The organism is uncultured Thermomonas sp., from assembly GCF_937872235.1.
GTDB classification, from domain to species: domain Bacteria; phylum Pseudomonadota; class Gammaproteobacteria; order Xanthomonadales; family Xanthomonadaceae; genus Thermomonas; species Thermomonas beijingensis.
The window spans coordinates 1-13,934 of the sequence record NZ_CALMPC010000002.1 but is presented as its reverse complement, the minus strand read 5'-3'; the positions used below and the strand labels follow the sequence as shown (position 1 = coordinate 13,934).

The 13,934-nt window shown below is 61.6% G+C and carries 10 protein-coding genes; 4 read left to right on the top strand and 6 right to left on the bottom strand.

The window, feature by feature from the left end:
• Positions 1 to 61: 61 nt before the first annotated feature.
• Positions 62 to 1,435 (top strand): MBL fold metallo-hydrolase, encoded by a 1,374-nt coding sequence (locus tag QWB57_RS00205; protein WP_223627064.1) that lies wholly within the window; start codon positions 62 to 64, stop codon positions 1,433 to 1,435.
• A gap of 5 nt (positions 1,436 to 1,440) precedes the next feature.
• Here the strand turns inward: QWB57_RS00205 and QWB57_RS00200 are convergent, their stop codons facing one another.
• Positions 1,441 to 1,788, bottom strand: a complete 348-nt coding sequence (locus tag QWB57_RS00200; RefSeq protein ID WP_223627066.1) for a hypothetical protein — start codon at positions 1,786 to 1,788, stop codon at positions 1,441 to 1,443.
• A gap of 360 nt (positions 1,789 to 2,148) precedes the next feature.
• Between QWB57_RS00200 and QWB57_RS00195 the strand changes: the two genes are divergently transcribed.
• The gene (locus QWB57_RS00195) at positions 2,149 to 3,486 is read left to right on the top strand and encodes a DEAD/DEAH box helicase (protein ID WP_288967810.1); all 1,338 of its coding nucleotides are present in this window, start codon (positions 2,149 to 2,151) and stop codon (positions 3,484 to 3,486) included.
• An 87-nt stretch (positions 3,487 to 3,573) separates the two neighbouring features.
• Positions 3,574 to 5,202 (top strand): phosphoethanolamine--lipid A transferase, encoded by a 1,629-nt coding sequence (locus QWB57_RS00190; protein ID WP_288967808.1) that lies wholly within the window; start codon positions 3,574 to 3,576, stop codon positions 5,200 to 5,202.
• A gap of 36 nt (positions 5,203 to 5,238) precedes the next feature.
• Here QWB57_RS00190 and QWB57_RS00185 read toward each other — a convergent pair whose 3' ends face one another.
• From QWB57_RS00185 to QWB57_RS00165, 5 genes are all read right to left on the bottom strand, one after another.
• Complete coding sequence (locus QWB57_RS00185; protein ID WP_288967807.1) at positions 5,239 to 6,207, bottom strand: polyprenyl synthetase family protein; 969 nt, start codon at positions 6,205 to 6,207, stop codon at positions 5,239 to 5,241.
• Complete coding sequence (locus QWB57_RS00180; protein ID WP_288967806.1) at positions 6,200 to 6,457, bottom strand: exodeoxyribonuclease VII small subunit; 258 nt, start codon at positions 6,455 to 6,457, stop codon at positions 6,200 to 6,202. Before QWB57_RS00180 ends, QWB57_RS00185 begins: the two co-directional genes overlap by 8 nt.
• Positions 6,458 to 6,466: 9 nt before the next feature.
• On the bottom strand, positions 6,467 to 7,768 hold the full coding sequence (tilS, locus tag QWB57_RS00175) for a tRNA lysidine(34) synthetase TilS (protein WP_288967805.1): 1,302 nt from the start codon (positions 7,766 to 7,768) through the stop codon (positions 6,467 to 6,469).
• Positions 7,769 to 7,822: 54 nt separating this feature from the next.
• A complete protein-coding gene (locus tag QWB57_RS00170; RefSeq protein WP_288967804.1) occupies positions 7,823 to 9,832 on the bottom strand; it encodes a M13 family metallopeptidase in 2,010 nt (669 codons plus the stop codon).
• Between the two features lie 75 nt (positions 9,833 to 9,907).
• Positions 9,908 to 11,674 carry an oligopeptide:H+ symporter gene (locus QWB57_RS00165; protein ID WP_288967803.1) on the bottom strand — a complete coding sequence of 589 codons (1,767 nt, stop codon included), beginning with the start codon at positions 11,672 to 11,674 and terminating at the stop codon, positions 9,908 to 9,910.
• Positions 11,675 to 11,806: 132 nt separating this feature from the next.
• Between QWB57_RS00165 and QWB57_RS00160 the strand changes: the two genes are divergently transcribed.
• Positions 11,807 to 13,798: an oligopeptide transporter, OPT family gene (locus tag QWB57_RS00160; RefSeq protein WP_288967802.1), complete on the top strand. Its 1,992-nt coding sequence runs from the start codon at positions 11,807 to 11,809 to the stop codon at positions 13,796 to 13,798.
• Positions 13,799 to 13,934 lie beyond the last annotated feature (136 nt).

The following is a 13,934-nucleotide window of genomic DNA, read 5'->3' as shown; positions in this document are numbered from 1 at the left end:
GTACCTGCCGGAAGTCGGGGTCTGCGCTACTCTGCACCGGTCATCCTCCAGGAGCAGTTGCATGGAAGTTCATTTTCACGGTGCGGCGGGTGATGTCACCGGCTCGATGCACCTGATCGAAGCGGCAGGCAAGCGCATCTTGTTGGACTGCGGCATGGTGCAGGGCAGTCCGGAGGCGGATGCGCGTAATTTTGCGCCATTTCCATTTGACGCTAGCCAGATCGACGCGCTGATCCTCAGCCACGCCCACATCGACCATGTGGGGCGCGTGCCGCGGCTGACCTTGGCGGGCTTTGATGGCCCCATTTTCACCCAACGTGCGACCGCGGATTTGTTGCCGATCATGCTGCTTGATTCGGCGTCATTGCAGGAAAACGAAGCCGAGCGCAGCAACCGCAAGCGCAAACCGGGGCAGCCCAAAGCGGTGCCGCTGTACACCCGTGACGATGTGCGCGATGCGCTGTCGCAGTTGCATCCGTTGGACTATGCCACGCGCACGCAGATTCTGGAGGGCGTTGAAATTGCCTTCCGCGATGCCGGCCATATTCTCGGCTCGGCCATCGTGGAGCTGTGGGCCGATGGCAGGAAACTGGTGTTCTCCGGCGACTTGGGGATGCCGAATGCGCCGATTTTGCGCGATCCCACACCGGTGGCCGATGCCGACCTGCTGTTGATGGAGTCCACCTACGGCAATCGCAACCACAAGCAGCGCAGCGAAACCGTCCTTGAGTTGAGTGAAATCCTGGAGGCCGCCTGGCGCGACCACGGCAATGTGCTGATTCCCGCGTTTGCGGTGGGCCGCACGCAGGAGTTGCTGTACTGGTTTGCGCGGCACTGGAATGATTGGGATATGTCGCGCTGGAAGATTTTCCTGGATAGTCCGATGGCTTCCAAAGTGGTGCAGGTGTACGACCATCACCATGAATTATTTGATGCCGAAGCGCGTGAAATCTGGCGCGGGACGCCCAACCCATTCCGCTTGCCCAATTTGCGCGTCACCCAAACCGCCGAAGAGTCGATGTCGATCAACCGCATCCACGGCGGGGCCATCATCATTGCGGGCAATGGCATGGCCAGTGGTGGCCGCATCCTGCATCACATGCGGCAATGCTTGCCCAAGCGGCAGACGCGCATGGTGTTTGTCGGCTATCAAGCCGAAGGCACGCTGGGGCGCAGATTGGTGGATGGCGCGCAGTGGGTACGTATCCACGGCCACGACGTGCGCGTCAATGCACATCGGCATACCGTGGGCGGGCTGTCTGCACACGCCGACCAGCAGGGCTTGCTGGACTGGTATGCCGGATTCCGGCCTTCGCCACCGTTGGCACTGGTGCATGGCGAAGATCTGGCCCGTGAGGCGCTGGCCGGCGAGATTCACGAACGCTTTGGGGTGCAGGCTACGCTGGCGCGACCGGGGATGACGCTGGAGGTGTAGGCGCGTCAGCGCCGCTTCGCGCCACCGGCGGTGGACAGCAGTACCAGCCCGCCTACCAGTCCCATGTTCTTCATGAATTGCAGTAATTGCGGGCCCATTGCCGCGCCCGAAAAATGCCAAAACGGGTGCGATAGCGCGGCATCCACCAATAGCAAGATCGCCGCGATCAAGGTCATCACCCGCAACTGCCAACCGGCTGCAATCAACACCCCCAGCAGCACTTCGCCGGCACTCATCAGCAAGGTCATATTGCTCATCTGCACGCCGTGCAGCGCCTGCCACAGGCGAAAGCCGCCCATCACGATAAACACGCTGGCCAGCAGCCATTGGGCGATTCGAACTTCAAGTTTCATGTGGGTGTCAGAGAGTCAGGGCGAGGGAAGGGGGCAATCGCCGCAGAGTGCCATGCTTGGCGGGACTTGAAAACCACGGCGCATGCAGCCATCGCGGCAGAGCATCGTGAACGGAAAATTCATCTGCGCCGGCAGGCGCGGCGGGTTTGGCGTAAACTCCGCCACATTCTGCGCACGCCTGATCGTTATTCCCGGTCACGCCCGCCGCCTTTGCGGCTCGTTTTCCCCACACGCCTTTCGTCGCGCAGACACGGCCCGGAGTTCCGGCGTCGTGCCATCTGCAGGCTCGTGCGTGGTTTCTTGGGAATCGCACGGGTTCGCCCACGCCTTGCGCGTGGCTTTGACACCCCGGAGTTCCCGATGTCGTTTGAAACCCTTGGCCTTGCGCCTGGCTTGCTGCGCGCGCTTGCCGATAATCACTACACCACCCCCACCCCCATCCAGGCACAAGCGATCCCGCTGGTGCTGGCCGGCCACGACGTGCTGGGCGGGGCGCAAACCGGCACCGGCAAGACCGCCGCGTTTGGCTTGCCCTTATTGCAAAAATTGGCCGAATTGCCCAAGCCGCAAGGCGTGCATCGTCCGCGCGCGCTGATTCTGACGCCTACCCGCGAACTGGCGGTGCAGGTCAGCGACAACCTGCGCAGCTATGCCAAATATCTGCGTTTGAACGTCACCGCGTTGTTCGGCGGAGTAGGCATGCAGCCGCAGATCGATGCGTTCCGCCGTGGCGTGGATGTGCTGGTGGCCTGCCCGGGCCGCTTGATCGACCATCTGGAGCGCGGCACCTGCAAGCTGGGTGACGTGCAGATGCTGGTGCTGGATGAAGCCGATCGCATGCTCGACATGGGCTTTTTGCCGTCGATCCAACGGGTGATGAAGCACGTGCCGCACCAGCGCCAGACCTTGCTGTTTTCGGCCACGTTCGAGCCGCGCATCAAGGCGCTGGCACTGGACTTTCTGAAGGACCCGCAGCAGGTGCAGGTGGCGGCGCAGAACACCGTGATCGAAACCATCAGCCACCGTGCGCACCCGGTGGATGGCAACAGGAAGCGTGACCTGCTGGTGCAGATTCTGGCGCAGCGCCACACCGAACAGGTGCTGGTGTTCGGCAAGACCAAGCACGGCTGCAACCGTTTGGCCGAACAACTCTGCGATGCCGGTTTGCCGGCACTGGCGATTCATGGCAACAAGAGCCAAGCCGCACGCCAGAAAGCGCTCAACGAATTCAAATCCGGCAAGACCCGTATCCTGGTGGCCACCGACGTGGCCGCACGCGGGTTGGATATTCCGCAACTGCCGCTGGTGATCAACCACGACTTGCCGATGGTGGCAGAAGACTACGTGCATCGCATTGGCCGCACCGGCCGCAACGGTGCTACCGGCGAAGCAATTTCGCTGGTATCGCCAGACGAAGCGCATTTGCTGCGCCAGATCCAGAAGTTGCTTGGCCGCGACATCGTGATGGACACTGTGTCCGGGTTTGTGCCTTCACGCGCAATCCGCAGCGATGCCAAGCCGTTCGACAATGCCCCGCGTGGCCCGCGCCCGGCTGCGCGCAATCGTCGTCCGCACGGCAAGCCGCGCACGCTCGAAGCGCATGCCCATGCCCACACTGGGCCAAAGCCGGCGCAGCGCGACAGTCAACGCGATAGCCAGCGCGGCCCGCGCCAAGGTGATCGCCGCAGCGCGCGCTAACACCAGGCACGGATGGCAGTTGGGCGGCTTTGGCATTGGTGCTACTGTCGCCCGCCATGATCGGCAACCATCGAGGGTAGGTAAGACGTGACAGCGAACCAACGTGGCGATAACCGCTGGTGGCGGCCGCAAGTTTCGGTAGAGGTGCTGATTGCGCTGGTCAGCGCCTATTTTCTGTTGGTGACCAATGGCCCCTTGTGGGCGGCGGTGCGTGCCGGTACCAGTTCGACTTCCGTGATGTTGTCGCTGGGTGTGGCGGTATTCGCCCTGCATGCGTTGATCTTTGGCTTGCTGTGCTGGGGCCGCTTGGCGCGGCCACTGTTGGCGCTGTTGCTGGTCGTCACCGCGCTGGCACATTGGTACATGACCCGCTTTGCCGTGGTGTTTGATGCGGAGATGATCCGCAACGTGCTGCATACCGATGTGGCCGAAAGCCGCGAGCTGATGACGGTTGGCATGCTGTTGCATGTGGTGTTGTTGGGCATGGCGCCAGCCGTATTGGTGCTGCTGACCCGCAGCAAGCCGCGTAGCTGGAGGCGCGGTTTGCTGGTGCGTGGCGGGTTTCTGCTGGCGATGCTGCTGCTGGCCGGTGCGGCGGTGGGGATGTCTTCGCAGGGCGTGTTTGCGCTGATGCGTACCGACAAAGTGTTGCGCTACAAAATCACCCCGGGCAACTACATCGTGTCACTGATCAATGTGATCAAGCCTTCGAAGAAAGCCAGCAGCGGCCCACGCCAAGTGGTGGGTGCCGATGCCAAGCGGCCTGCCGCGGCGGCGACGCGCAAGCCACGCTTGCTGGTGTTGGCAGTGGGTGAAACCGTGCGCGGCGATCATTGGGGGCTGAATGGTTATGCACGCCAGACGACCCCGGAGCTTGCCAAGCGCAATGTACTGAATTTCCCCGACGTCACCGCCTGCGGCACCAGCACCGAAGTCTCGTTGCCGTGCATGTTCTCACCGCAAGGCCGCGAGCATTACGACCGCGATGCCATTCGCGGGCATGAATCGGTATTGGACGTGGCTGCACGCGCCGGCGTGCAAGTGCTCTGGCGCGATAATCAATCCGGCTGCAAGGGCATTTGCATCGGCGTGCAATCGCACACCATGGGCCCGGACGATGCCGCCAATTTGTGCGCGGCCGGGCGTTGCTTCGATGAAATCCTGTTGTCGGGTTTGCAAGCCAAACTGGATGCCATGCCGGGCGATGTGATCATCGTGTTACATATGCTGGGCAACCATGGGCCGAATTATTTCGAGCGCTACCCGCCCGCATTCGAGCGCTGGACACCCGTCTGCAAAACCCCTGAGCTGAGCCGCTGCACGCAGGCTCAAATCGCGAATGCCTACGACAATGCGATCCTGTATTCCGATAGCGTGCTGGCGCATTTGATCGACCTGCTGCAAGCGCAAACCCAGCGCGATGCGGCAATGTTGTATGTATCTGACCATGGCGAATCGTTGGGCGAATATGGACTGTATCTGCATGGTGCGCCGTATGCCATCGCGCCCCGGCAACAACTGCATGTGCCGCTGACGCTGTGGCTATCGCCCGGGTTTGCCACCGATACTGGCCTCGATATGGCGTGCTTGCAGAAGGTGGCGCAGCAGCCAGCCAGCCACGACAATCTGTTCTCCACCGTGCTGGGCGCGTTTGACGTGCAAACAGCGGTGTACCGCAAGGACAAGGATTTGCTGGCGAGCTGCCGGCAACCTTGATGCATGGCATATCTGCTGCGTGGCTTGCGCAGCAGATCAATGGCTGCGATGGATGGCCTTGTGCGCCAGTGCTGCCAAAGCGTGTGTATCGGCATCCACGCTGTCCAGCGCGGCCTGCATGCTGGCCGCAAGTTCTTGCAGGCGCGCCCGGCTGGCCGGCACTCCCAGCAACGCCGGGAAGGTAGCTTTGTCTTGCGCCTGATCCTTGCCGGTGGTCTTGCCCAAGGTCGCAGCATCACCTTCGATATCCAGCAGATCATCGCGAATCTGAAACGCCAACCCCAAGGCGTCGGCATAGCGATCTAGCGCCGCACAGCACGATGCGTCGGCATTGGCCGCCAATGCGCCCAGCCGCACCGCGCAGCGCAGCAGTGCGCCAGTTTTGAGTGCGTGCAGACGTTCGAGTTCAGCGAGTGAGAAGGGAAGCGGAACGAAGCCATAGTCATTTTTCGGACGAACAACACCAGCGGTAGAATCATCCCGGTCGGATACATGACGCTGATCTCCTTTTGTTCTTCCTCCAGTTGCGTCGATATCCAGCGCCTGCCCACCGCACATGCCAGCAACACCACTGGCGCGGGCCAATTCGGCAAGCATTGCCACGCGCTGGGGTGCATCCTGTGGCGCGTTGGCCAACACGTCGAAGGCCAGCGTTTGCAGTGCGTCACCGGCCAGTATCGCAGTGGCCTCATCGAACGCCACATGCACGGTGGGCTGGCCACGCCGCAGGGCATCATCATCCATCGCCGGTAAATCGTCGTGCACCAGTGAATAGCAGTGGATCAACTCCACTGCGGCCGCAGCGGCATCCAGTGACGCGTCTGCGGCACCCAATGCGGTGCCGGTGGCGTACACCAGTAAGGGGCGCATCCGTTTGCCGCCGTTGAGTACGGCATGACGCATCGCAGCGTGTAGCCGTTGCGGCGCCACGGCGGGGTCTGGTAGGGCGTTGCTCAGGGTCGCATCAGTGCGCCGGATCCACTCTGGGAATGCGGACTCAGGCATGGTCGCCGGCTTCAAAATCGGTGGCAGCCTCGGGCTTGGCGGGATCGCTGAGTTGACGCACGCGCAACTCCGCCTGTTCCAGCGCCAGTTGGCAATGCCGATACAAGCCGACTCCGCGCTCGTAGGCGGCCAGCGATTCCTCCAAGTTCATGTCGCCGGCTTCCATCGTGCCAACCAGTGCTTCCAATGCGTGCAGCGACTGTTCAAAGTCGGCCACGGGGGAGGGTTCGGATGCAGGTTTCTTCGCCATGGGGGAAGTTTACGCCAGCTGCGTCCATTGCAGCTGCGCGCCGTATAGGCGCAGCCAAGCGTGTAATTGTGCGGACACCACGCTATCGCCGGCGGCCAGCAGGGTGCTGCCTGCCGATAACAGCGGCAGTCGTTGCCGCTGCCATGATGGCATGCCAGCCGCTTGCAGCACATGCTTGAGTGCGTGCGAATGAATGCGCTTTGGCAACACGATGCGCTCCCCGCCTTGGCGGGCATGAACGCGCACCGGCGTGTCAAACCCATCAACGCCAATCAACCGCAGGCTGTCACCATTCGGCAACTCCAGCGCTTGCCTGCCATCCCAGGCTTGCGAAAAATCCAGTGCAAGCGATGGCTGAATGTGGTCGGCATGCAGCAGGTCACGCCAGCGTTGCACACAGGCATCGTTCCATTCGAAACGTGGATTGGCATCCCTGCGCGCCGACAGTAAATCGGATTCGATCCTCGCGACCCCGTTGCCGGGCAGCGGCGGCAGCTGCAATGTGGCGATCCAGTGCCGCAACACGCGGGCGCGGCGCGACGGGGTCAGTTGCAGCAAGCCCGCCACACGCAGGGTGCGGGTATCCACCGCAACCTCGGTCAGTGCCTTGCTATCCTCGGCGTGCAACAACTGCGCGGCGTCGGTACAAAGTGCGGCGCTGCGGGCGAAGGCCGCCGTCGCGTGCGGCCAGCGCTCGTGCAGCATCGGCAATACCTGATTGCGCAGGAAGTTGCGAGCAAACCCGCTGTTGGCGTTGCTGGGGTCGTCGATCCAGTGCAGGCCTTCGCGCTGTGCAAGTGCCTGCAACTGCCGGCGCGGGAAATCCAGTAACGGTCGCCATAACCAGCCGTGTGCGAATGCGCGCCAATCGCGCATCGCCGCCAGCCCCTCCGCCCCGGATCCACGTAGCGCGCGCAACAGGAAGGTTTCGGCTTGGTCGTCTTGATGATGGGCCAACACCAGAATGTCATCAGTCGTCATTGCCGCGGCAAATGCCGCATGTCGCGCTGCTCTCGCTGCTGCCTCCAATCCCAGTCCACTACGGCAATCCACCTGCACCCGTGTCAACGTCAATGGCACCGACAAGGCATCACACATGCGTTGGCAATGTGCGGCCCACTGGTCGGCTTCTGGGTGCAAGCCATGATGCACGTGGATCGCACGCAAGCCCTGCCTTCTCGCGGTGGCATCACTTGCAAGCAGATGCAGTAACACCGTCGAATCCAGGCCGCCGCTGAAGCCGACAAGAAGCGAATGCGGAGCGGGCAAGGTGAATTTCAACGGGGCCAAGTCTTGGGTGCGAGCAGGCAACAATCGGATTGTGTGCCGAGGAATACTCAGCGCTCGTTCCAGCGTATCAAATGCTTATCTGAAGACATCAATTCGCGAAGCGGGTGCCATTGGCGTGCCGGTCTTGCAGGCATAGGCCGTGCCGAACGCGGGTTGCTGCATCAGCGGCACATTGGCGCGCCATTGGCCGGGTGCGCGCACGTCCTGCTGCGCGCGTATCTGCGCTTCATCACTGGCCACTTGCTGTGCCCACAGTTGCGCCCAGCCGTTGAAGAACTGGCGCTCTTGTGCGGTGCTGGGCTTGGGTTGCGCGGTTAGCAAGGCAGCATGCGCCAGTTCGACGCCTGCAAGGTCGGCCAGATTTTCATCGCTGGTCAAGCTGGCGGAGACTTTGACCCCATTGGTGCCCGGATAGGGCAGACTGGCATACAGGGCAGCGACTTTGTTGGTGAGCGCAGTCCAGTGATTGGCCACATCATTGCTCCACCAGTCACGCACATTGCCGTCGGAATCCACATGGCGGCCGCGCGCATCCATGGCATGGCTGAGTTCATGGCCAACCAGCGCACCAAACGCGCCATATTGCTGCGCCGGTACTTGGCTGGGATCCAGCACCGGTGCCTGCAGCATGGCCGCAGTCACGATCAAGCGGTTGTGTGCCAAGTCATAGGCCAGTGCCGGCTGTTGCGGCAGTACATCCCAGCGCCGGTCGGCATTGCCCTTGCCAATGCGCTTCATCTCTTGTGCATGCCGCCACGTGGATGCAATCAGCATGTTGCCGCCAAAACTGCCACGCCCCATCGGTTGCACGGTGAAGTCCAAATCACGGTGTGGGGTACCAATTTCGATACGCAGATGTTCCAGCTTTTTGCGCGCTTCGGCCTTGCCGGCGGCATCCAGCAACGTGCCATCGTCAATCGCGTGAATCAATGCGTCGCGTACGTGCCCGGCGATCAACTCAGCCTGTTTGCGGCTGGCATCGGGCAAATAGGTTGCAGCGTATTCCTTGCCCAGCATCGGGCCCGCGGCCAGATTGATGGCATCCAATACCTGCTGCCAGCGCGGCGCTGGTTCGGTCTGGCCGAGCAACACTTTGCCACGAAAATCGAACGCGGCATCGCGCCACGGTCTGGACAAATACGGTGCCATTGCATCGCCCACGCGCCAGCGCAAATAGGCTTGCCATTGTGCGGGCTTGAGTTTGCCAACCAAGCTGTCAAGTTGCTCGAACAGGGCCGGGTTGGCCAGTGACACGCTGTCGTCGCTGACACCTTGCGCCTTGAGGAAGGCATCCAATTGCAAATTCTTGTATTGCTTGCCAAGGCCGGCAGTAGCGACCGGCGCAAAATTGTTGCGTGGATCGCGTAATTCAGCCAACGGTCGTGTTGCACGTGCGATGCGGGTTTCCAGATCCAGTGCCAACGCGGTCTGGGTCTCGATGTCTTTCTTGGCCACGCCGGTCAATGCAAGGATCTTGCGCATGTAATCGGCATAACGCGAGACCAGTGCTTTGGTATCGGCATCGCTGCGGGTGTAGTAGGCGGGGTCGGGCAGGCCAAGGCCGCCTTGGCTGAAATAGCCAAGATGGCGATCCAAATCGCGCAAATCGATGTCGGCATTGAAGCCAAACGCCACCGGAATGCCCACTTGATGGAGGGCGGCTAGGGCGGGAGCAATATCACCCGTCTTGCGAATGGCATCAATGCGTTGCAGCAGCGGTGCAACCGGTGCTGCACCATCTTTCTCTACGGCAGCCTCGTCCAAGCCACTGGCCCAGAAATCCCCAAGCAATTGTTGCACTTTGCCTTGTGGCGCACGCATGGCGGCATCAAGCAAATCACGTTGTTGCTGTTGCGCGCGTGCGGTCAATTGTCCCAGTGCGGATACTGCACCGGATTTTGGCATCGGGTTGGCACCAAGCCAGCTCCTGTTGGCTTCGGCATAGAAATCCGTACAGGCCAGTGACGCCACCGGGGTCTTTGATTTACCGGTAGCAGGCTTCTTGGCAGCATGACTTTGCGGGGAGATGACTCCGGCTGCTAGGGCGACGGCAAGGGCGAAGACCAACGGACGGTGCTGCAGCATGCGGAAGTACTCGTTGTGAAGACGATGCCGGAGTTTAGCAGCGCCCTGCCACTCTGTTGGTTGGCAGGTTCAGGCTTACTTCACCCCATGCATCATCCGCCGCAACAGTGGTGCGGCGAGGAAGGCCAATGCCGCGCAGCCCAGCCCGATCCACATCATCAGCCAGAACAGATGCTCGTATTTGGCAGCGGCGGTCACCATGTTCAGTGTTTCGCCTTCCGCCACATCAATCGCCGCCAGTTTGCCGAACAACGCTGCCAGCGTTTCCGAAAACGCGGTGGCAAGAAACCAAGTGCCCATCATCAGGCTGACCACGCGCGGCATGGCCAGCTGGGTGACGGCCGACAGGCCCACCGGCGACAGGCACATTTCACCGATTTCAAGCACCAGATACGCCAGCACCAGCCACCACACGCTGGCCATCGCGCCGGTCGCGCCCACCTGTTGCGCGGCCAGTGCCATCGGGACAAATGACAGCCCGCCGAACAGCAAACCAAATGCGGATTTGGTGGGCTTCGATGGATCCAGCCCACGCTTGTCCAGCCAGCCCCACAGCCCTGCAAACAAGGGGGCCAGGGCCACCAGGAAGAACGCGCCAAGATAGGTCAGCGAGCCGGCAGTTTGCGGCAGCGCCACGCAGTCGCGCACCAGCAGCACGATGATCAGTGCGCTCACTGCAAGGAACAGTGCACGCGGCGCAGCGGAGTCGGGGTTGCGGTCCGACATGCGCGCCGCCACGAAAAATGCCAGCGGTGCCAGCAGCAATGACAGCGTGGACCACGGCCACGGCATGCCATCACGCACCACCATCGCCGGCACGATGTCTTTGCTCAACAGGCGGTCAGTGAAGGTCACCCACGAGCCGTAGGTTTGCTCGTACAGGGTGAAGAACACCAGCGCCATGAAGATCAGCACCATCATCGCGATCATTTGTTGCCGTTGCACCGGCGTGCACTGCGTGCCGGTGAACCATGCAAACCACAGCAGCACCGCGCCCAGCACCACAATCATCAATAGCAGTGCCAGCGAAACCTCACCGCCCAGCGCAAACGCACCATTGGCTGCCGCCCACATCAACCACGCCACCGGTACCACGCCCAGCACCGCCAGGGCATAGATCAACCCTTCACGCGGCAGCCCGGCCACACGCTCACGCAGCAAGGCCGGGTTGACAGGCTCGGCGTGCCCGTGCAGATAGCGCTGGCCCCACACGAACATCGCAAGCCCGGCCAACATGCCGATGCCTGCGGCGCCAAAGCCATACTTCCAGCCCCAGGTTTCGCCCACATAACCGCACACCAGCGAGGCGAACAATGCGCCCAGATTGATCCCGGCATAGAACAGCGAGAACCCGGAATCGCGGCGCGGGTCGTTGTCGGCGTAGAGCTTGCCGACGATGGTGGAAATATTCGGCTTCAAAAAGCCCACACCCATGATGATCAGCGCGAGTGAGGCATACATGATGCGCAGTGATGCCTCATCACGTACCGGTGCACCCTGTTGCAAGGTGGCCGCGTGGCCCTCGAAGGCCATCCCGGCATGCCCTGCCACCAGCAGGATGCCGCCAAAGATCACGGCCTTGCGCATTCCCAACCAACGGTCGGCCAGCAAGCCGCCAAACACCGGAATGCAATACACCAGCCCGCCATACGCGCCGAGCAAATCCAGCCCGGCCTTGTCACCAAACAAGTGATATTTGGTGAGATAGAGCAGCAGCAGCGCTTTCATTCCATAGAACGAAAACCGCTCCCACATCTCGGTGAAAAAGCAGACATACACGCCCTTGGGATGGCCCAGGAAGTCGTTGTGACTGGGCTGCGCGGCAAGGTTGGCTGAGGACATGATTCGGGTTCGCGTGAGGTTGGCGGAGTATAGCGATGTGGTCGGGCAGGCTTGCGGGTGCCCCGCCCAACACCCTTCCCACACGGCGGCGGTCTGCGATACTTGGCCGTTCCCATCGCCGGAAGACCCTGCATGTCCAAGCCAGTACCTGTGGCCAGCGAGCCGCGCACCGAGTTCACCTTGCGCGGCATCGTGCTGGGGATTGTCATCACGCTGGCGTTCACCGCCGCCAATGTGTTCTTTGGCTTGAAGGCGGGGCTGACCTTTGCGACGTCAATTCCGGCAGCGGTGATTTCGATGGCCCTGTTGCGCGGCTTCAAAAACTCCACCATTCAAGAAAACAACATCGTGCAGACGGTGGCATCGGCGGCGGGCACGTTGTCGTCCATCATTTTTGTGCTGCCGGGGCTGGTCATCATCGGCTGGTGGACAGGCTTCCCCTATTGGGCCTCGTTTGCGATCTGCGCACTGGGCGGCATTCTCGGCGTGATGTATTCGATCCCGCTGCGGCGCGCGCTGGTCACCAATTCCGATTTGCCGTACCCGGAAGGCGTGGCCTGCGCCGAGGTGCTGAAAGTGGGCAGCCCTGGCGAAGCAGGTACGGCGCAAGGTGCCGAGGAAAGCCGTGCGGGCCTGATGGCGGTCACCTGGGGCGCATTGGTGGCGGCAGGTTTTGCTTTGGTGGTGGCCACCAAGACCTTTGCCAGCGATGTGAAGAGCTATTTCAGAGTGGGCGATGGGGTTAGCGGGTTTGATTTCGGCTTGTCGATGGCGCTGTTCGCGGTGGGTCATCTGGTGGGGTTGTGGGTGGGCCTTGCGATGCTGTTGGGCGCGCTGATCGGTTGGGTGTGGGGGGTGCCGCATTTCTCCGCACTGGCGCACGGCCTGACCGGCAGTTTTGAAGACATGGCCGGGGCGACATGGAGCACGAATGTGCGCTTTGTTGGTGCCGGCACGATTGGCGTGGCGGCGATCTGGACCTTGGGCAAACTGGTCAAGCCGGTGGTGTCGGGGTTGGCGTCGGCAATGGCGGCCAACCGCGCTCGCCAAGGGGGCACCTTGCATTTGTTGCCGCGCACCGAGCACGACATTCCGATCGGGGTGGTCGGCGCGATGATGCTGGCGTGCTTCGTGCCGCTGGCGTTTTTGCTGGTGCATTTTTCCAACCAGACCGGCTTGGGCGCGCACGCGTTGCCGCTGATGCTGGGCAGCCTGCTGTACATCGTGGTGATGGGCTTTCTGGTGTCTACCGTGTGCGGCTATATGGCCGGTTTGATTGGTTCGTCCAATAGCCCGCTGTCGGGGATCGGGATTTTGGTGGTGATCGGCGCGGCGCTGCTGCTGGTGTTCGGGCTGAAGTCGCAAATCGATGCCGGCCAAGAAAAAGGGCTGGTGGCATTCGCCCTGCTGGTGACGGCGGTGGTGTTCACAGTGGCGGCGATTGCCAACAACAATCTGCAAGACCTCAAGACCGGGCAGTTGGTGGATGCCACGCCGTCCAAGCAGCAGTGGGCGTTGGTGGTGGGCGTGATTGCTGGCTCGGCGATCATTCCGCCGATCCTCGATATCGTCAATCAGGCCTATGGCTTCGTGGGCGCGCCGGGTGCGGGCAAGGACGCACTGGCTGCACCGCAAGCGGGCCTGATTTCAGCGTTGGCGCAGGGCGTGATTCAGAACAATATCGACTGGAACTTGATCCTGATCGGTGCCGGAATTGGCGTGGTGTTGATTGCAATCGACGAAGTGCTGCGCCGCTCCACCAAGGGCGCGCATCTGTCGCCGCTGGCCGTGGGATTGGGTATCTACCTGCCCACATCGTCCACCTTGATGGTGGTGGTGGGTGCCATCGTGGGTTGGTATTTCGATCAGCGCGCCGGGCGCCACAGCAAGCCGGAGGCAGTCAAGCAGCTGGGCGTATTGTTGGCCTCGGGCATGATTGTGGGCGAAGGCTTGATCGGCGTGTTGATCGCCGGCATCGTCGCGTTCAAGCTGTTGCCGCTGCAAATGGTGAGCGATGCCTTTGCCGAAGGCCCGGCCGCATGGCTGGGCGGCATTGCTTTCGTCGCGGCCATCTTCCTGCTGTATCGCTGGGTGGAACGCTTGGCGCGCAAAGCCATTGTTTGATGGTGTCAACGTCCAGATTCAAACCTTTTATCAAGTACTTCTAAGCATTTCCAAGGACATTCCCATGAAGCTTCGCTACGTCATTCTTCCGCTTGCGCTTGCGCTGTCATTACCGGCGATGGCCGCCAACACGGCC